At 36.8% G+C, this 19,464-nt stretch carries 15 protein-coding genes; 9 read left to right on the forward strand and 6 right to left on the reverse strand.

Annotated elements, in window-relative coordinates:
* The first annotated feature begins 4 nt into the window (after positions 1-4).
* Positions 5-1,891, forward strand: a complete 1,887-nt coding sequence (locus C1631_RS21215) for a monovalent cation:proton antiporter-2 (CPA2) family protein (protein WP_109714052.1) — start codon at positions 5-7, stop codon at positions 1,889-1,891.
* Position 1,892: 1 nt separating this feature from the next.
* Here the strand turns inward: C1631_RS21215 and C1631_RS21220 are convergent, their stop codons facing one another.
* The gene (locus tag C1631_RS21220; RefSeq protein ID WP_103248200.1) at positions 1,893-2,708 is read right to left on the reverse strand and encodes a GIN domain-containing protein; all 816 of its coding nucleotides are present in this window, start codon (positions 2,706-2,708) and stop codon (positions 1,893-1,895) included.
* A gap of 427 nt (positions 2,709-3,135) precedes the next feature.
* On the opposite strand from C1631_RS21220, the gene C1631_RS21225 reads away from it, so the two are divergent.
* Both C1631_RS21225 and C1631_RS21230 read left to right on the forward strand, forming a co-directional pair.
* Positions 3,136-5,277 (forward strand): M3 family metallopeptidase, encoded by a 2,142-nt coding sequence (locus tag C1631_RS21225; RefSeq protein ID WP_109714054.1) that lies wholly within the window; start codon positions 3,136-3,138, stop codon positions 5,275-5,277.
* A gap of 224 nt (positions 5,278-5,501) precedes the next feature.
* Positions 5,502-5,882 (forward strand): YchJ family protein, encoded by a 381-nt coding sequence (locus C1631_RS21230; protein WP_103248199.1) that lies wholly within the window; start codon positions 5,502-5,504, stop codon positions 5,880-5,882.
* A gap of 242 nt (positions 5,883-6,124) precedes the next feature.
* Here the strand turns inward: C1631_RS21230 and C1631_RS21235 are convergent, their stop codons facing one another.
* Complete coding sequence (locus C1631_RS21235) at positions 6,125-6,625, reverse strand: FKBP-type peptidyl-prolyl cis-trans isomerase (protein ID WP_103248206.1); 501 nt, start codon at positions 6,623-6,625, stop codon at positions 6,125-6,127.
* Between the two features lie 179 nt (positions 6,626-6,804).
* On the reverse strand, positions 6,805-7,065 hold the full coding sequence (locus tag C1631_RS21240; RefSeq protein WP_109714056.1) for a VF530 family protein: 261 nt from the start codon (positions 7,063-7,065) through the stop codon (positions 6,805-6,807).
* 118 nt (positions 7,066-7,183) lie between these two features.
* Between C1631_RS21240 and C1631_RS24240 the strand changes: the two genes are divergently transcribed.
* From C1631_RS24240 to C1631_RS21255, 3 genes are all read left to right on the forward strand, one after another.
* Entirely contained in the window at positions 7,184-7,336 is a 153-nt protein-coding gene (locus tag C1631_RS24240) for a hypothetical protein (RefSeq protein WP_165828354.1), read from the forward strand.
* Between the two features lie 186 nt (positions 7,337-7,522).
* A complete protein-coding gene (locus tag C1631_RS21250; RefSeq protein ID WP_103247676.1) occupies positions 7,523-8,728 on the forward strand; it encodes a metallophosphoesterase family protein in 1,206 nt (401 codons plus the stop codon).
* Positions 8,729-8,731: 3 nt separating this feature from the next.
* Positions 8,732-11,767: an AAA family ATPase gene (locus C1631_RS21255; protein ID WP_109714060.1), complete on the forward strand. Its 3,036-nt coding sequence runs from the start codon at positions 8,732-8,734 to the stop codon at positions 11,765-11,767.
* A gap of 85 nt (positions 11,768-11,852) precedes the next feature.
* Here C1631_RS21255 and C1631_RS21260 read toward each other — a convergent pair whose 3' ends face one another.
* Complete coding sequence (locus C1631_RS21260; RefSeq protein ID WP_103247678.1) at positions 11,853-12,878, reverse strand: LLM class flavin-dependent oxidoreductase; 1,026 nt, start codon at positions 12,876-12,878, stop codon at positions 11,853-11,855.
* 161 nt (positions 12,879-13,039) lie between these two features.
* On the opposite strand from C1631_RS21260, the gene C1631_RS21265 reads away from it, so the two are divergent.
* Positions 13,040-13,846, forward strand: coding sequence for a hypothetical protein (locus C1631_RS21265; protein WP_109714102.1), 807 nt, complete (start codon positions 13,040-13,042; stop codon positions 13,844-13,846).
* Positions 13,847-13,938: 92 nt separating this feature from the next.
* On the opposite strand, the gene C1631_RS21270 is transcribed toward C1631_RS21265, so the two are convergent.
* Complete coding sequence (locus tag C1631_RS21270; protein ID WP_109714062.1) at positions 13,939-16,074, reverse strand: S9 family peptidase; 2,136 nt, start codon at positions 16,072-16,074, stop codon at positions 13,939-13,941.
* A 289-nt stretch (positions 16,075-16,363) separates the two neighbouring features.
* On the opposite strand from C1631_RS21270, the gene C1631_RS21275 reads away from it, so the two are divergent.
* Positions 16,364-16,876 (forward strand): YceI family protein, encoded by a 513-nt coding sequence (locus C1631_RS21275; RefSeq protein WP_103247681.1) that lies wholly within the window; start codon positions 16,364-16,366, stop codon positions 16,874-16,876.
* A gap of 83 nt (positions 16,877-16,959) precedes the next feature.
* Complete coding sequence (gene ygiD / locus C1631_RS21280; RefSeq protein ID WP_103247682.1) at positions 16,960-17,787, forward strand: 4,5-DOPA-extradiol-dioxygenase; 828 nt, start codon at positions 16,960-16,962, stop codon at positions 17,785-17,787.
* A gap of 84 nt (positions 17,788-17,871) precedes the next feature.
* Here ygiD and C1631_RS21285 read toward each other — a convergent pair whose 3' ends face one another.
* On the reverse strand, positions 17,872-19,353 hold the full coding sequence (locus tag C1631_RS21285) for a S8 family peptidase (protein ID WP_103247683.1): 1,482 nt from the start codon (positions 19,351-19,353) through the stop codon (positions 17,872-17,874).
* Positions 19,354-19,464 lie beyond the last annotated feature (111 nt).

Consider the following 19,464-nt stretch of genomic DNA (forward strand, 5'->3'; position numbering starts at 1 on the left):
ACCTATGGAGTCTAGCTTAGCAATGAATACATTAATTTTTCTGGGTGTAGCCATTATTATGGTTCCACTGGCCAGAAAGTTGGGTTTGAGTTCTGTAATCGGATATATTTTAGGAGGGATTATCATTGGGCCTTATGTCTTGAAACTGACCGGACATAATGTAAATGACATCATGCATGCCAGTGAATTTGGGGTAATTATGCTCCTGTTTCTGGTAGGTCTGGAGCTGGAACCCCGGAAATTCTGGGAAATGCGAAAAAAAATAATGGGATTAGGGCTTACACAAATGCTTCTTACTATTTCATTACTTTTCTTTATATTCATAGGGGTAGGCTGGAGAATTGACAAAGCAATTGCTGTGGCAATGTGCTTTGCATTGTCTTCTACCGCTATTGTTCTTCAAACATTACAGGAAAAAAACAACCTGAAAACCATGGCCGGAGAGGCTTCATTCTCTACCCTGTTATTTCAGGATATTTCGGTCATTCCTATTTTAGCTATACTTCCAATCATTGCTAATTACAAAGCAAAGCACCATGATAACGAAATTCAGATCCTGATCCAGAAACTTCCGGAATGGCTTCAGGCCGGTACCGTAATTTTTGGAGTAGTATTACTTATTTTACTAGGCAGATATGTATTCGTTCCTTTTTTACGATATGTTTCAAAGTCGGGAATGACAGAACTTTTGACAGCATCTTCCCTATTTCTGGTTATCGGAGTTTCTGAACTGATGATCGTGATCGGACTATCGCCTGCACTGGGAGCTTTCCTGGCAGGAGTAATGCTTGCCAACAGTGAATTCCGTCATGAGCTTGAAGCACAAATCGACCCTTTTAAAGGATTATTATTGGCTGTTTTTTTTGTTAGTGTAGGCTCTACCATCAATTTCAATATCATTCAGCAGGATCCTTTATTTATTTTCAGTACTGTTTTTGCTGTAGTGATGGTAAAGTTTGTGGTTTTGTTTGTAATTGGGAAATTTTTCAGGATGGATAATCCACAAAGTTTATTTTATGCATTTGCTCTTTCGCAGGTGGGAGAATTTGCTTTTGTCCTGATCAACTACGCTTCAGATCTTTATTTGTTGAGCCCCGAACTGAACGCTCAATTGATGGCTGTCACGGCTATTACTATGTGCATCACTCCTATCCTTCTTATTGTTAATGACCGATTGATTACTCCTAAATTTATTAAAGAAATCCCTGAAAAAGATCACGATTTTAATATCCTCGACAGTAATATAAGCCAAAAGAAGATTATCATTGTTGGATTTGGACATTTTGGAAGTACTGTGGGACGTCTTTTAAAAGCCAATAAAATTTCAGCAACAGTACTGGACAGAGATTCAGACCGTGTAAAATTGTTGAGAAGTTATGGCTTTAAAGTCTATTATGGAGATGCAACAAGAATTCCTATTTTAAGAGCAGCAGGTATTGAAGATGCCGAAATTCTTGTTCTGTGTCTTGATGATCCTGATGATAATATGTTCATTGCAGAGCTTGTTCGTGAACACTATCCGAAAGTAAAGATTTTTGTAAGGGCAAAAAACAGAATTGATGCCTATGAATATCTTAACAACGGAGTTAATCATATTTATCGTGAGACTTTAGGAACCGCCGTAGACATGGCTATTGATGTACTTCATGAAACAGGGATGAGAAAATATGCCGCAAGGCGTCTTGGCCAAAGATTTATGGCAATTGATAAAGCCTCCGTCAGAAAGCTGGCGAAAGCAAAAGAAGATGATGATATAAAGTTATTCACTACAAAAGAAATCCTCCAACGGGAGGAGGAATTACTGGCATATGATAATCTTAATTTTGACAATAAAAATTGGGAGGGATCCTCATCAACTGAAGAGGAAGATGAGGAAGATTCCCAGAGTTAGTTTATTGAATATTTACACTTCCGCCGCTGCTTTCTTCTTTGCTTACATTTTTCAGCTCGCCTTTTTTAGAAATATCTACGCTTCCACCGGATGATGCAGATGCCTTAACTGAAGTTGTAGCACCAATCTGCACACTTGCTCCACTGGACGCATCAGCTTCTACGCTTTCAGCAATAACTTGTTGTCCGGAAACACTACTGCCTGAAGATGCTGTCACATCAGCATGTTTTGCTTTTCCTGAAATATCAATACTTGATCCTGAAGAAGCCTCAACATCCAGGTTTACCGCCCAGATCTTCCCGGTGAAATTACTGCTGCTACTTGCATTAATATTGAAATCATTCGCTTCAAGATCTCCCGAAATACTTCCCGCACTTGAAATATCAAGATCTGTTTTTTCCTGAGTAAATTTATCTTTTACAGTAATTTTTGCTGCTGAATCTACACCAAGTTTTGAGAAATCTTTAGTATAAATTTTCGCGGTTACATTATTGATATTCATTACTCTGATTCCTCGCTTGTAATGAATATGAAGTTTTCCGCCTTCGTTATCTACAAGAACCTCATTGATGATACTTTGAGGAGCAGAAATAACAACCTTTTCAACTTCGGATTTTATCACCTCTGCATCAATAGCCTGCGAAACCTGAATCTCATCAAAATCTCCTGTAAATTCCTTTTGTTGTATCGGGCCACTTTCTTTATTGATCACTTTCTCTACCCAACCACTGTTTTCTCTGTTTTTCTTCTCATGTCTTTCATTGCATGAGGCCAATACCACTAAGGCTGAAAAAATAAAAAGAGTCCTTGTTTTCATGTTTATTTCTTTTATAGATTATTTTTTTGCTATTTTAATATTATAACAACGAATGTATGAAAAATATTACATCGTATTCTAAAATACTATGATTGTTCATTATCATTATTTAACCTGAGCTCGAGTTAAGGTAATTTTTTATTTTTTCGCCAGGAATACACAAAGGAGCTATACAATGAATGGATATTTTTCGTTCTCAAAAACATTTCATTCAGAATGGATGCTATGAAAGATCTCTGTTAAGTATCTACGCCTTTGTCAACATTGTTTTTCATTTTTTCAATCGAATTCTTGGTGAACTCTGCATTTAAATAATATAGTTATTAACAAACAATCTTATCCCCATTTCAGATTATTTAAAATATTCCGAAAATACATATGGTAAAGTAAGTTTTTAATATCTTTATGCTTTAATAACAACTATTTTATGAAGAATATTTCATCGGTATTATTAATTTCTGCTTTGGCGTTCAATCAATCTTGTACTACAATGAAACCAACCGATACTCAACAGGAACTTCCTGCACCTGACCCATCTTTATCTTCTAATCCTTTTATGAAGAAAAGCAAGCTTCAATATGAAGCTCCGGAATTTGACAAAATTAAAAACGAACATTTCAAACCGGCTTTTGATTTTGGTTTAAAACAGCATGCTGCTGAAATTGAAAAAATTGCCAATAATCCTGCAAGCCCTACTTTCGAAAATACAATTGTAGCATTGGAAAAAAGTGGTGAAGTACTAAGGAGAACACAAATTGTTTTTTCAAACCTTACAAGTGCAAATACCAATCCTACATTACAGGCATTAGATGAAGAATATGCACCTATTTTTGCAGCTCATTCTGATAAGATGTACCTGAATGAAAATCTTTATAAAAGAATAAAGTCAATCAAAGAGGACGGACTGGATCCGGAGAGCAAAAGACTTGTACAGTTTTACAAACAAAATTTTGAGATCGCAGGAGCGAGTCTTTCTGCGGCTGACAAGGAAAAATTGAAGCAATACAATCAGGAATTAGCCTCCCTTTCTACTCAATATGCTAATAAATTGCTGGAAGCAAGAAAACAAGGGGGTGTATTCTTTTCTGATGCGAAAGAGCTTGACGGGCTTTCAGCTGATGAAATTGCAGCAGCAGCAGCTGATGCTAAAACAGCAGGGCAACCTGGAAAATATCTTCTGGCTTTACAGAATACTACACAACAACCTCTTTTACAAAATTTAAAAAACAGGGCAACAAGAGAAAAACTTTTCAAAGCTTCATGGACGCGTGCTGAAAAAGGGGATGCAAATGATACCAGAGAAACCATCGAAAAACTGGCAAAGCTTAGATTGAAAAAAGCACAGATTTTAGGCAAAAAGAATTTCGCAGAATGGAAATTACAGGACCAGATGGCAAAAACGCCTGAAGCGGCGACTAAATTAATGAATCAGGTTGCTACTCCTGCAGTGGAGACGGCAAGACGGGAGGCAAAAGATATTCAGGATCTGATTGATCAGCAAAAAGGAGGTTTCAAAGTAGAACCATGGGACTGGAATTTCTATGCCGAGCAGGTAAGAAAAGCTAAATTTGATCTTGATGAAAGTGAAATAAAACCTTATTTTGAAATCACAACCGTGTTAGAAAAAGGAGTGTTCTTTGCAGCAGAAAAATTCTATGGGCTGACTTTCAAAAAAAGAACTGATCTTCCGGTTTATCATCCTGATGTAGTAACATACGAAGTTTTTGATCATGATGGTAAGTCGATCGCCATTTACTATCTGGATTTCTATACAAGAGATTCCAAAAATGGAGGTGCATGGATGAGTAATTTTGTTGAACAATCCTATTTAATGGGAACAAAACCTGTTATTGTTAATTGCTACAATTATCAGAAGCCAGCTCCCGGAAAGTCTTCATTAATTAGTTTTGATGATGTTTCTACAATTTTCCATGAGTTTGGACATTCTATCCACGGAATGTTTGCGAGTCAGAAATACCCATCACTTTCTGGAACTAATGTACCGAGAGATTTTGTGGAATTTCCTTCACAAATTAATGAGCACTGGGCGTTGGATCCTGCTGTACTGAAAAACTACGCAGTTCATTACGAAACAAAACAACCCATTCCACAGGCTTTGGTAGAAAAAATCAAAAAGGCTGCAACATTCAATCAAGGTTATATGACTACAGAATTGATTTCTGCCGCTGAACTGGATATGGATTGGCATACGGTAAGTGATGACAAACAATTTATTCCTGTTTTAGATTTTGAAAAGCAATCTTTAGCCAACCACGGATTCAACTTGGCAACTGTTCCTCCAAGATACCATACTCCTTATTTCGCCCATATCTGGGGCGGAGGATATTCAGCAGGATATTATGCTTATTTGTGGTCTGAAACATTGGATAATGATGCATGGGAATGGATCAAAAACAATGGTGGATTAACCCGAGAAAATGGAGACCGTTTCAGAAAACATATCCTTTCTGTAGGAAATTCTGTAGATCTTAATCAGGCATTCAGAGACTTTACAGGTCATGATCCGGACATTAAACCTCTATTAAGAAGCAGAGGATTTATCAAATAATACAATGAGAAGCATTCTTTTTAGAATGCTTCTTTTTTGTTAAAATATTAAATTCACAGGAAACACGTACATCACGCAGAGCTTTATACAAACTTCTCAATTGTTGAGAGAATATCATAAGTTTCGGCTAAAGCCGATGGATTTTGATCTATTATTCTAAATGGGCTAAAGCCCAATTCTATTGATATTTATTATTTTTGTGGTTCAAAATGAAAATACAACATATGAATTGTCCCTGCTGTTCAGGAAAAAGCTACGAAGAATGCTGCAAACCCTACCATACCGGAGAAAAGAATGCCCCCACGGCTGAAGCTTTAATGCGCTCCCGATTTTCTGCCTTTGCTATTCCGAATGGAGAATATTTAATGGAAACAACCCTTCCAGGCAAAAGAAAATACCACAACAAAAAGGATCTTCAGGAATGGGGAGAAATCAATGAGTGGACAAAATTGGAAATCATTCAAACTCCGGCATTAAATCAGGTAGAGTTTAAGGCTTACTACACAGATCAGGACGGTCATCCTCAGGTTCATCATGAATTTTCTATTTTTCAAAAAATGCATGAACGCTGGTATTATGTTTCAGGTGAATTTTTAGATGAGTAATAAAAAAGAATAATTTTAGTTGACTATTGTTTCTGGTACTTTTCGGCTTTGACCTTTTCAGTATTCAAACGGCTAATGATAAGGTGTTCTGCAAACCACCCTGTCAAATCTTTGATTTGACACCTCTCCACTGGAGGGGAATACCAAGCACTCTATGACATGATCATCATAAAAAATACGCCACAGCTTGAGCTGTGGCGTATTTTTATAAAATATCCGAAAAATCCGGACATTTTTATTTTTTAGTGACCTTCAGTTCCGTCAATTCCGTGAGCATGACCGTGAGCCAACTCTTCTTCTGTTGCCGGACGAGTACTTAACACTTCTACCTGGAAATCTAATACTTTACCTGCCATTGGGTGGTTAAGATCTGCTACTACAACTTCCGGAGTTACTTCTACTACAAATGCCTGAAAGTTATTTCCCTGATTATCAGATAAAGGTAAAATAGCTCCGATTGGAGGAGTTCCTGATTCTTTAAACATCTCGATTGGCAATTGAGCGATAGCATCAGGTTGTTTTTCACCATAAGCTTCTTCCGGTTGAATTACAAAAGCAGCTTTATCACCAGCTTTCAATCCTAAAATATTTTGCTCAAATTTTGGAATCATCATTCCTACACCATACAAAAATGTAAGTGGATTTTCTGTTGTTGTTTCTTCTACAAGAACTTTACTTCCATCCTCTTCGATGGTGTGAAGGATGTATTTTACAGCTACAACGTGATTGTTTTCAATTGTCATATTTTTCTTTTTTGTCGTGAGTTCTTTCACGATTAATGGTACAAATATACTGTTTTTGAAATGATTCAGGGAGTCTCGAAGATGGGAGATCGAAGCTGGAAGTTATGAGTGGCATAAAGAATACCACATTTCTTCTTTTATTAAAGAACTGTCAGAAGTTACAAACCCGGCAATATCTTCTAACCTTTCTGTTTCTTATTTCTCGCTTCGTCTCTTTTTTGCTGTCTAAGTACAAACAGATATAAACTTTCCACCTTTGTTCTTGCCCACGGTGTTTTTCGTAAAAACTTCAGAGAAGAGTTGATGCTCGGATTATCTGTAAAACATTTGATGTTGATCTGCTCCCCCAATTTCTCAAAACCTTCGTAGTACTCTACCAATTCATCAAGAATAGCATCGAGTCTTTTTCCATGTAAAGGATCCTTTGATTTTTCTTCCATAACGCGGTAAAATTAAAACATTTTATCAGACTTACCGACTAAAATTGTTTCGACTCTTAATCTTTAGTATTTTTGATGAAGCGATCGCTTAGCCATAGAGTTATTCGTTACCAAAAATATGAGCAAAAACAACGAAGCAAACAGGAAAAAAAATAAAAAGATGATTGACCAGAAAAAACGGAAAACACAAAATGCAGAAGCAGAAAGGAAAGCCCGTTTAAAACAAATTCTGGAAGATTTTAAAGCAAAAGATGGTGATCAAAAACAATAAAATAGTTCATAACTTTACATCTTAGCTTTGCAAACTATTCGTTTTGAAACTATAAAATTGTCTAAGGGTTTCAAACAGATTCTTATGATATAGATCCAGATACCGATGAAGTAAGGCAAACCGTAATAAAAAAAATACTGCTTCATTTATCTTTGGGTATTTACTTTTAACAATGATAATCTTTTTATGAAAATTCTGCATACTGCCGACTGGCATTTAGGAAAACGACTGGACCGCTTTTCCAGACTGGAAGAGCAAATATTGGTGATGGAAGAAATCATCGGAATTGCTGATGAAGAAAATGTGGATCTTATTCTGGTTGCCGGGGATCTTTTTGATGCCTTCAATCCTGGTGTGGAAGCGGTGGAACTTTTCTACAAAACCCTGAAACGTTTATCCAAAAACGGGCAGCGCCCTGTCATTGCAATTTCAGGAAATCATGATTCTCCGAACCTCATCAATGCACCGGATCCATTGGCCAGAGAATGTGGAATTATTTTAATTGGTCACCCTAAAGCCCTGATTCAACCTTTCGGAACAGAGCATTTTAAAATCCTGAATTCCAAAGAGGGTTTCATAGAAATAAAAATTAATACTGTTGATTTTCCGGTGAGAATCCTTCACACGCCTTATGCTAATGAAATCCGCTTAAAGGAATATTTTGGTGAAAATAAGGAAGAAGAAATCAATAAAGTACTTGCTCACACCTGGAGTGAGCTGGCCGATCAGTTTTGCGATGACGAAGGAGTCAATCTGCTGACTGCTCATTTATACATGAATAAAAAAGGAAATGAGATTCTGGTGGAACCTGAAGGAGAAAAACCTATTAAAATCGGAAATGCTGATCTTATTTTCTCGGACAGTATTCCTGAACAGATTCAATATACAGCATTAGGGCACCTTCATGGGTTCCAGAATATAGGAACGGTAGAAAAACCGGTGATTTATTCGTCTTCTCCATTATGTTATAGTTTTAGTGAAGCAGGACAGATAAAATACGTATCAATCATTAATGCAGAACCGCTAAAATCTGTTACCTATGAAAAGAAAGCCTTGAAAAGCGGAAGAATTTTGGTGCGAAAAACATTCACCTCCGTAGAAGACACCATTCAGTGGCTTAAAGAAAATCCTAATACATTCATTGAGCTTACCCTGGAAAGTGAGACTTTCCTGACAGCCAATGAAAGAAGACTCATCTATCAATCCCACAATGGAATTGTGTATTTGATTCCAAAAATAAAAAGCAGAGAACTCATAGAACAGGAGAGTCACGAAATTAATCTCAATCAAAATATAGAAGCATTATTTAAAGATTATTTTAAATCTAAAAACGGAGGCCAGGAGGCTAATGATGAGTTGATGAATTTGTTTAATGAAATTTTAAATTCCTGATCTATGATTCCAGTAAAATTAACGGTTGAAGGTTTATATTCTTACCAGGAACGGCAGACTATTGACTTTAAAAATCTCACCGAAGGTGGCTTATTCGGTATTTTCGGGGCAGTAGGTTCCGGAAAGTCTTCCATTCTTGAGGCAATTTCATTTGTCTTATATGGCGAGACAGAACGTCTGAATATGCGTGATAAGAGAGCCTATAATATGATGAATTTAAAATCTAACAACTCTTATATAGAATTTGACTTCATCAATTTTGAAAATAAGCTGTTCCGCGCAACGAGAGATTTCAGACGTAATTCTAAGAAATTTGATGATGTAAAACCTTACTCCGTCACGTTCTATGAACATATTAATAATAAGTGGATTCCACTGGATCATTCCAACGCAGAGACCGTTATCGGGCTAAGTTATCCTAACTTCAAGCGTACCATTATCATTCCCCAGGGCCAGTTTAAAGAGTTTCTTGAACTGGGTGCAGCGGAAAGAACCAATATGATGAAGGAGATCTTCAGCCTTCAGCGATTTGATCTCCAGAATAATGTTTCTTCCCTGAACGTCAGAAACAGGTCTGAACTGGATCAACTTGAAGGACAACTGAAAGGTTTTGAAGAAATTAATGAGGAAAAGATTCAACAGCAAAAGGAACTTTTAACTGAAGAGCAGAAAAAGCTAGCCCATGCCAATGAAAAGCTGGAACAGATTTCCCATACTTATCAGCAGTTAAAAAATTTAAAAACTGATTTTGAAAGTCTGCAACAGAACAGAGAAAATTTCAATCAGCTCTCTGTTCAAAAGCCTGAGATTGATGCTCTGGAAATTAAGACAGATCTGTACGATCGTGTTTTCAGGGTTTTTAATCCTTTGATCATTGAAAAAAATAAGCTTTCAAAAGAAATAAAAGATCAACAAACTGAAAAAGAAAACCATGTAAAGGTTGTACAGGAAACTGAGAAAAAATTCAATGCTGTCAGGGAACAGCTGGTTATTCTTGAGCCAAAGTTTAAAGCATTGGAACAATCCAGAATACAGGAAAACGATCTGAATCTTATTGTCAATATTCTCAAATTTTCTGAAGAGATCAAAGTACTCAATCAGCGTACTCTGAAAGGTTCAGAAAAAGTAACAGAAGTAGAGGCAAAAAGAGAGATTATCCTTAAAAAAGTTGCAGAGCTTACCAAAAGTATCGGGATTTTAAAAGAGCAAAAGCTTGATACTGCTCTTCTTTCTCAAATTAGCAACTGGTTTATTCAACATAAAAATTCACAAAAATCCCTGCGTGAGCAAACTGAGAAAATCGAAAAACAGCAAAAGCAGGTGTATGCGATCCATGAAGAATTGAAGGCTTTTCTTTACCATGAAAATTATACGGAAAATTTCAGAACGCAGAAAGAAATCCTTGAAGCCCAAAAAAAAGAATGGTCTCAAAAGCTGGATCATTTAAAAATTCAGAAGGAACTATCCCGCTTTGCCAGTGAGCTTCACAATGGAGAATCCTGCCCTCTTTGTGGTTCTAAGGAACATCCAAGTATTGTGCAGTTTCATGATGTGAATGCTGAGCTGCTGGAAATTCAGGAGAAGATAACCAATCTTGACCAGGAGCTTTTAAAACTTCAGAAACAGGAAGCGGAAATTGAAAAAATTCTCGACAGGAAAAAGATCTTTGAAGAGCAGTTCGCCACCGAACAAAAGGCATTACAGTCCATTCAAAAAGATATGGAAAACCATCTCCGGCTTTTTATCTGGAAAGAGTTTAGTCCTCAGCGTGAAGAGGAATTTGATAAAAAACGTCAGGATTCTTTTGCCATAGAAAAAAAGATAGAAGAAACCGAACGGAATATTACTGCAGAACGTGAGGAAGCTGAAAAAGAGAATAAGCTGTTGGAAAAATATAAGTCGGCGCTGGAAGCCTTCAAACTCGAAGAAGCAACGAAACAGGAGCAAATCAATATCAGCCGCTCCGGACTTAAAACTCTGGATTGGAATATGTATAAGCAAAAAACGATTTCTGAAGTTGAAGAAACCTACCAAAAGCTGGTTCAGACTAACCTCGAAACGGAACAGAATTATCAGAAAGCTACTGAGCAGGAAAAGGTACTTGCTCCTCAACTGGCTGAACAAAAAGCAATCGTTAATCAAACTGAAAAACTGATCATTACTCTTGAAAAAGAAATCTTCGATCATCAGGAAACCATTGCCAATGCTTTAAGCAAAAATCATTTTACAGATTTTAAAGAAGTTGAAAATATTCTGATTCAGGAAATCAATATTGAGCAATCCAGAGCTCAGATCCAGAAATTCAAAATCGATTTTGAAACCCTGAAAAAGGTAATTGAAGGATTAGAACTCAAACTCAAAGATCTTTCTTTTGACAACGAGCAGTTTTCTCTGGCAGACAAGCAATATAATGAGGTGAAAACCGAAGTTCAGCAAGTCAATGATTCTGTGGTAAAAATGGCATCAGAAATTCAGCGTCTGGAAAAGGAATATGCCAAAAAAGAACAACTTTTAAAAGACCTTGCAGCTCTTCAGAAACGTGCTGAAAACTTAAAACTGATGGTCAACCTGTTCAAAGGAGCCGGTTTTGTACAATATGTTTCTTCCATTTATCTGAGGCAGCTATGTGATCATGCTAATGTACGTTTTCACAGAATGACCCGGAATCAGCTGAGTCTGCAACTCAATGAAAATAATGATTTCGAAATCATCGATTACCTCAACGAAGGCCGCAGTAGAAGTGTAAAAACCCTATCGGGAGGTCAGGCATTCCAGGTATCACTGAGCCTTGCGCTGGCATTGGCAGAGAGTGTACAGTCTAATGCACAGGCTGAGAAGAATTTCTTCTTTATCGATGAAGGTTTCGGAACGCAGGATACGGAATCCGTCAATATTGTATTTGAAACCCTTACCAATCTGATCAGGGAAAACAGAATTGTGGGAATCATCTCGCACGTGGAAGAGCTTAAAGAAAAAATTCCTACAGCACTTACCGTTATTAAAGATGAAGAAAGAGGAAGCCTGATTCGAATTGAATAAACTATATATTTTAAAAATACAAAAGTCACAAAAGTTTTATCTGAAAAATACTTTTGTGACTTTTGTGGTTAAACAATGCCTTTAATTATAAGTGCTGAACCAATGGTTTTACCTCTTTTCCGAATAACTCGATGGATTTCATCATCAGATTATGGGCAGGATCACCAATATCCATATGCCCGATAAACCTTGTGATCCCGAAAAGCTCTTTCATATAAACAATTTTATCAGCAACTTCTTTCGGACTTCCAATAAATAAAGCTCCGTCTTTACTTCTTCCTCCGTCATACTGCATTTTAGTATAAGGAGCCCAACCTCTGGAAGCCCCCACTCTGTCCATCTGGGATTTATAATTGTGGAAATACCCGTCTACAACATTGGGATCATCACTTACAAAAGTGTGTGAATGAACTGCAATCTGCATTTTAGACATATCATGTCCGGCTTTTTGATATTCCTGCTTATAAAACTCAATTAAATTTTTAAACTGAACAGGCATTCCTCCAATGATGGCTACCACTAAAGGCATTCCTAATTGAGCAGCATTTAAAACAGACTGTGGTGTTCCTCCTACCGCTCTCCAGATCGGAAGCTTCCCTTCATTTTTTGCTCTCGGATAAACGGTCTGATTTTGCATGGGTGCACGAAGCTTTCCTGACCAGCTTACATTTTCTTCAGAATTGATTTTTAGTAACAATTCCAGTTTCTCATCAAAAAGCTCTTCATAGTCATTCAATGAATATCCATATAGCGGAAATGATTCAATAAAGCTTCCTCGTCCTACGAATATTTCAGCTCTTCCATTTGAAATAAGATCCAACGTGGAAAAGTCTTCATATACTTTTACAGGTTCGGAAGAGCTTAAAACAGTAACTCCACTAGCTAATTTTATATTTTTTGTGATACTTGCCGCTGCAGCCAATATTATTTCCGGAGAAGAAACGGCATAGTCCGGGCGGTGATGTTCTCCCATTGCGAAAACGTCAATTCCCACCTCATCCATTAATTTTACCTGATCCAATATTTCATGAATCTTAGTCCCGGCATCTCTATATTTTCCGGTTGACTGGTCCAGAGCCAGATCACCAAACATTCCTATTCCTAATTCCATATTGTTGATTTTAGTTACACAAAAATACTGCTATGAGCTATCATACGCATTGATGTTTGATAAGATCATACCATGTTCAGATGTATTGCTTATTAAATCAAGGAATCTGTTTTTCTCCCTTATATAAACTCATTATATTTGAGAACTATAACTTTATGAAAATGAGATATCCACTAACATTTTTTCTTTTACTATTTATCAACTCATACTTTTCACAAACCAGGACAGAAATATATGTGATAGGAAATATACACGACAGTGTTCCGAATTATCATCCAAAAATATTGTTTGATATCCTTGAAAAAATAAAACCTGACATTATCCTTCATGAAGTTGATGCGAATGGGATGAAAGAGTATGAGGCTGATAAAAACCCCAGGGGAAATGAAATTGTAGCCAGTAATCAATACGTACAGAAATTTCCCCAAACCCTAAGACTTCCTTTTGATTTTGACAACAGAAATCAATACAGAAAAGATAAAGGTATGGTTCCAACAGATAATCTATCTGTAAAATTAATTGACAGTTTATATAAGGCTAAAAAACTATCACAATATGAGACCCAACAATATGAGGTTTTCCTGAATACAACGAAAGAACTTATGAAAAAAGCTGAATTATCTCCGGAAAACTTCAATAATAAAACAACCGATGAAATTTCAGAAAAAAGACAAAACGCTCAATACTCCGGATTACTGAAAATCACAGAAAAAAGAAAAGAATTTGCAGCAAGGTTTGTGATCAAACCTGATGGAGACAAAATCACCTATAGAAATGGCTTCAAATTAATGTCCGGATTCTGGGATCTTAGAAATCAAACCATGGCTCAGAATATCTATAATACAGCAACAAAATATCCTTATAAAAAGATTGTTGTTTTAACTGGATTTTTACACAGGTATTATCTATTGAAGGAGCTTAATAGATTGAATAAAGGGCAGTTTGTGATCAAAGAGTTTTATGATTAATCTGTCTTTCTGTATATTACCATTTGCAAGAGTGAAATTATTTTGAAAATAATCAAAACGAAAAAATCCAGCCCTGTGGACTGGATTTTTTGTTATTTTTTAAGATAAAGATCAAAATAATCTGTGATTTTCTGCATCAGATGTACTCTGTCTTTTCCGATCACATTGTGCGGATGTCCCGGATAGGCAAAGTAATCTAATTGAACTCCATTATCCACAGCAGACTTGATGAACTTTATGGAATGTTGCCATACCACTACATCATCCTGAGCACCATGGATCATTAATAACTTTCCTTTCAGATTTTGAACTTTATCTAAAAGATTAGCTGCAGCATATCCCTGAGGATTTTCCTGTGGGGTATCCATATATCTTTCACCATACATGATTTCATACATACTCCAGTCAATCACTGGTCCTCCCGCAACACCTACTTTAAATACATCCGGCTTGCGAAGCATAAAGCTTGTTGTCATAAACCCTCCGAAGCTCCATCCATGGATTCCCATTTTTTCAGCATCTACATAAGGAAGAGATTTTAAGTAGTCAACTCCTTTCATCTGGTCATTCATTTCTGTTGTTCCCAGGTTTCTGAAAACAGCCTGCTCGAATTTCATTCCACGGTTTGAAGATCCTCTACCATCCATTGTGAAAATGATATATCCGTTTTGAGCCATGTATTCATACCATAGATTTCCGGAAGCCGGGAAGCTGTTGGTGATCAGTTGTAAGTGCGGTCCGTTGTACAGATATACAATCGTCGGGTATTTCTTGTTAGGATCAAAGTTTGTTGGAAGAATGATTTTCCCATACAAAGGAGTACCGTCATCCGCCTTCAATTCTACGTTTTTAATTTCAGGTCTCTGATAGTTCTTTAGCGGATTTTCAGAAGTAAGAATATTAGTAGATTTCAGATTCGCAGTATTAATAATATTAGCTACTCTTGGTGAGTTGGCATTGCTGTATGCATCATATAAATAATTCCCATCACTACTTAATGTTCCGATATGGATTCCCGGAGCATCGTCCAGTCTTTGCATCTTGAAGTTAGTCCAGTTGATCTTATATAAATGTCTTTCTAAAGGTGTTTCTTTTGTTGAAGTAAAATAGATTTCCTTTTTCTTTTCATTAAATCCAAGGATATCGGTTACCAGCCAGTCTCCCTTTGTAATTTGTGCAACCAGCCCCTTTTCCAGACTATAGTGGAACAAGTGATTGTATCCTGTTCTCTGGCTTTGCCAGATAAAATCTGTATTAGAATTCGGGAAGAAAGTAAGCGGATGTTGTGGCTCAACATATTTACTGTCTGTTTCTTCAAACAAAGTTTTTATCAATTCTCCTGTAGCAGCATCATATTGGTTCATTTTCATATGATTCTGTCCTCTGTTCAGAACAGCAATGAAGATATATTTAGAATCCGGGCTCCAGGTAACGGCTGTTAAATATTGATCTTTTTCACCGTCTACTTTTAAAAAAGTAGTCGATTGAGTCTTGGTGTTGTATACTCCTAAAGTTACCTGATGAGAAGTCTGGCCGGCCATCGGATATTTGATGTTGTGATTCACAGCAGGCGTTACAGACCAGTCTATGATCGGATAATCTGCTACCATACTCTGATCCATTCTATAGAAAGCTACACTTTCAGAATTAGGAGCAGGGAAAATTCCTGTATCAATTCCGAATTCATTTCGGTGAACCGCCTGACCACTGATGATATTTTCATTAGCTTCATTCGTTACTGCAGTCGTTTTCCCGTTTTTGCTCACAAATAAATTATTCTTTACTGTAAATGCAAAAGTTTGCCCATCATTGAACATTTTCACATTGGCAGCGTCCTGATCCATTGTTGCCGTATTTTTCACCTTCCAGTCATTTCCTGATTTTTCAATCCAGAACATTTTACCACCGGTATTGAAATATCCTTGTGAATGATTTGCAAATCTGATCTGTGGAACAGCCTTCAGCTTATCGCTTGAAAATTTGTTCATCTGGGTCAAAGAGACCAGGGTATCCTGTTTATTGGTTTTCAAATCTGTAATCAGGTATCCTCCTTTTACAGACTGGATATAAGATTTCCCGTCTGCAGACCATGAAAATTGGGAAATATTTTTCACGGCAAGGTTTGTTCTCATCCCATTTACAGCCTCCGCCATCGTAAATTTCTGTGTCTGGGCAAATGTTGTACTCCCCAAAACAAGCATCAATAAAGAAAATTTATTTAATTTCATTGTATAGAATTGAATCCATCAAAAATAAGAAATAAAAATCATCCGTTAAGAAATGTTAAAATAAAACATTCATAAAATAGAATTCATTTATTGATTGAAAATTATTTCTTAACTTAATAGTAGAATTTTTAAAGTTGAAAATGGAGAATTGAAATTTGAAAATTATTGCTCTTTAAAAATTAAAATTGGTAATTGTAGGGGTAAAACTTCATTTCTTATCCTATATCAATGACTCATATATGTCTCCTGTTCTAAATTTGCAGTATCAATAACAATAAAAAACAACACAATGGCAACAAAATGGAACCTAGACCCAACGCATAGTGAAATTACTTTCAAAGTTAAACACATGATGATTTCTAATGTAAAAGGAAGCTTTAGAACTTTCACTGCAGAAATTGACGCTGAAGACGAATTTTTCGCTAATGCTAAAACAACAGCTACTATTCAGACTGATTCTGTCTTCACTAATAATACTGACAGAGATAATCATTTAAAATCTGCAGAGTTCTTCAATGCTGAAACGTACCCTACTATTACTTTTGAATCTCAGCAACTGAATAATCAGATTGTTGGAAACCTTACCATCAACGGCATTACAAAGCCTGTAGAATTGGATGTAGATTTCGGAGGAATCAACGTTGACCCGTGGGGAAATACAAAAGCAGGTTTTTCTTTTGAAGGAAAAATCAGCAGAAAAGATTTTGGACTTAACTGGAATGCAGCTCTTGAAGCAGGAGGTGTAATGGTAAGTGATGATGTAAAAATAGCAGGAGAATTACAGTTTGTAAAACAAGTGTAATTTGATAACATATCATATAAAAAGGTTCAGGGATTTTACTAAAAAACCTTGAACCTTTTATTTTTAATAAATCTTTATTACTTATGAACTTACGTGATCTTCAAAGCATAAGCGAAAACTTCAACCCTACGCAAAGGATGCCGGTTTTATTTCTCGGACATGGGTCTCCTATGAATGCCATTGAAGAAAATCAGTTTGTACAGGGATTCCGAAAAGCAGCTACAGAAATACCTAAGCCTAATGCTATATTGTGTATTTCTGCCCACTGGTATACGGACGGAACTTTTGTAACAGCCATGGAAATGCCCAAAACGATTCATGACTTTTACGGTTTTCCCAAAGCATTATTTGATGTGCAATATCCTGCTCCGGGCAGCCCGGAACTGGCTAAAGAGACTGCAGAACTTCTATTACCAACCATCGTGGAAGAAGACCACAACTGGGGGCTTGACCATGGTGCCTGGTCTGTCATTAAACATATGTATCCTGAAGCTGATATTCCTGTCATACAGCTAAGCATTGATCACACAAAACCTCCGCAATATCATTATGATCTGGCCAAACAGCTGAATAAACTTCGTGAAAAAGGTATCCTGATCATCGGGAGTGGAAACATTGTTCATAATTTACGTCTGATAGACTGGAAAAACATCAATACGGTAGGTGCCGGCTGGGATTGGGCTATCGAAGCCCGTGAAAAGACTAACAACTGGCTTCTGGAAGGTAATTTTCAAAATATTATCGATTATCATAAACAGGGAACATTCTTACAATATGCAGTACCTACTCCCGATCATTACCTCCCTTTAATTTATACTTTAGGATTAAAGGACAGATCTGAAGAACTGACATTATTTAATGATGAACTCATTGGAGGCTCATTAAGTATGACGAGTGTAAGAATCGGATAAAAGAAATATAGTTACCTGTTTAAAAATAAAAAAGGAAATACCTCAGCTGAAGTATTTCCTTTTTTTATCTATCGTTATGAGTTTTTATTGAACAGCTTGCAATACATTAATATTGCCATACCCGTAGCTGGAATTAACATTTGAATAGTAGGTGGAAGACTGTCTCATTTTATTCAGTACCTGATCTCTTGTCCAGGAAGGATTTTTCGCCCATACCAAAGCAGCAATTCCTGCTGTAGCTGCTGTAGCGACTGAAGAACCTCCAACATAGTCAGACTGTCCATTGTAATAACTTAACACAGGAACTGTACTTCCCGAAGCTCTTTCCATCTGGAAAGTGAAGTCAATCTGGCTCCCTGAATGGCATACATCACATTTCTGATTCGATGTTCCTTCCTTAACTCCTGTTATCGCCTGCGTTTCTGGCATCCAAGCAGGGAAAATAACGCCAACAAAACTAGTGAAGCTTGTAGATGTTCCTCCTGCACAGAAAATTAACTTTCCTTTGCTATACGCATATTTTACTGCGTCTTCAATTTTTCCTACTGAAAAGATATGCCCCATTGACATAGAAATAATCTTTACATTTGCATTATTACCCAATTCTGTGAATGCAGTTTTTACCCCATTCTGCTCAGCAGAAGTTTCCAATACTACATTTTCCGCTGCTCTGTAAGCAATCAGGTTAGCATTATATGCAACTCCTACAGGGAGTCCTGTATTATTTCTTGGTGCAGTCATTACTGAAGCCATTTTGGTTCCATGCCCGCATTGGTCAGCTGAACCGTCTGAATTGAATGCTCCGAATTTAGTGATGGTTCTTCCTGAAGAAGCTCCATTATTAAAACTATTCCCCAACAACGTCTGTTCTGGAGAAACTCCCGTATCTACAAGACCGATTGTCACTCCCGCACCTGTACTGTAGTTCCAGGCCTCAGGGATATTATGTTTGGCAAAAGCCCAGGGAATTTTTGCGCCTGGCGTGGTTGAAGTGTAATCTGCCGCATTTAATGTTGTAGAAGAGAAACCACATCCCGAAGAACCGCTGCCTGAAGATTTTGAAGCTAAATTGTATTTATCTTCGATTTCAAAATAATGGTAATCTGCAGGTTCTACATATCTGATAGTCTTCATCTGGCGAAGAGCTGTTAAGGTCTCTTCTTTTTCGATTATAACGTCCATCTGATTCAGATATTTGTCAGAAGTAAGAAGAAATCGTGTAGGTTCTATCCCTTCATTTTTTTTAATGACGGATAAAATCTCATCCTCTATGGCCTTATTCTCCGGTGATTTACTTCTGTCGAAATCATCCTTTGAGGAACCAAATCCAATAGATACCATTCTGTTTCCCCTAGAAACGGCACTCCACAAAAAGTGATCTGATTCATTACTCCAATTAAAAGCACCTTCGGTTTTGATAGACTGATTGATTCTCTCATTGATCTGCTTTTCCGTCAACGGATCTTTCTGAGACATTTCAATCTTTGGATTTTCATTTTGAAGTTCATCCCTGGTACAGGAATTTAAAGCAATACATAATGCCAATAGGAATACGCTTTTTTTCATATGTTATAATTTTGGTTGTGAACCACAATATAACACTTTACCGGGAATTACAGAATCTAAAAAAGTGAATTTAGCATTAAATAAACATTAAAACACATTAAATAAACATTA

This window comes from Chryseobacterium phosphatilyticum (assembly GCF_002899825.2).
In the GTDB taxonomy this organism is placed as follows: domain Bacteria; phylum Bacteroidota; class Bacteroidia; order Flavobacteriales; family Weeksellaceae; genus Chryseobacterium; species Chryseobacterium phosphatilyticum.

What these genes read in the sequence shown, in the direction of transcription:
- C1631_RS21215 (WP_109714052.1), top strand. Translation starts at nt 5, where the DNA reads ATGGAGTCTAGCTTAGCAATGAATACATTAATTTTTCTGGGTGTAGCC.
- C1631_RS21220 (WP_103248200.1), bottom strand. Translation starts at nt 2,708, where the DNA reads ATGAAAACAAGGACTCTTTTTATTTTTTCAGCCTTAGTGGTATTGGCC.
- C1631_RS21225 (WP_109714054.1), top strand. Translation starts at nt 3,136, where the DNA reads ATGAAGAATATTTCATCGGTATTATTAATTTCTGCTTTGGCGTTCAAT.
- C1631_RS21230 (WP_103248199.1), top strand. Translation starts at nt 5,502, where the DNA reads ATGAATTGTCCCTGCTGTTCAGGAAAAAGCTACGAAGAATGCTGCAAA.
- C1631_RS21235 (WP_103248206.1), bottom strand. Translation starts at nt 6,625, where the DNA reads ATGACAATTGAAAACAATCACGTTGTAGCTGTAAAATACATCCTTCAC.
- C1631_RS21240 (WP_109714056.1), bottom strand. Translation starts at nt 7,065, where the DNA reads ATGGAAGAAAAATCAAAGGATCCTTTACATGGAAAAAGACTCGATGCT.
- C1631_RS24240 (WP_165828354.1), top strand. Translation starts at nt 7,184, where the DNA reads ATGAGCAAAAACAACGAAGCAAACAGGAAAAAAAATAAAAAGATGATT.
- C1631_RS21250 (WP_103247676.1), top strand. Translation starts at nt 7,523, where the DNA reads ATGAAAATTCTGCATACTGCCGACTGGCATTTAGGAAAACGACTGGAC.
- C1631_RS21255 (WP_109714060.1), top strand. Translation starts at nt 8,732, where the DNA reads ATGATTCCAGTAAAATTAACGGTTGAAGGTTTATATTCTTACCAGGAA.
- C1631_RS21260 (WP_103247678.1), bottom strand. Translation starts at nt 12,878, where the DNA reads ATGGAATTAGGAATAGGAATGTTTGGTGATCTGGCTCTGGACCAGTCA.
- C1631_RS21265 (WP_109714102.1), top strand. Translation starts at nt 13,040, where the DNA reads ATGAGATATCCACTAACATTTTTTCTTTTACTATTTATCAACTCATAC.
- C1631_RS21270 (WP_109714062.1), bottom strand. Translation starts at nt 16,074, where the DNA reads ATGAAATTAAATAAATTTTCTTTATTGATGCTTGTTTTGGGGAGTACA.
- C1631_RS21275 (WP_103247681.1), top strand. Translation starts at nt 16,364, where the DNA reads ATGGCAACAAAATGGAACCTAGACCCAACGCATAGTGAAATTACTTTC.
- ygiD (WP_103247682.1), top strand. Translation starts at nt 16,960, where the DNA reads ATGAACTTACGTGATCTTCAAAGCATAAGCGAAAACTTCAACCCTACG.
- C1631_RS21285 (WP_103247683.1), bottom strand. Translation starts at nt 19,353, where the DNA reads ATGAAAAAAAGCGTATTCCTATTGGCATTATGTATTGCTTTAAATTCC.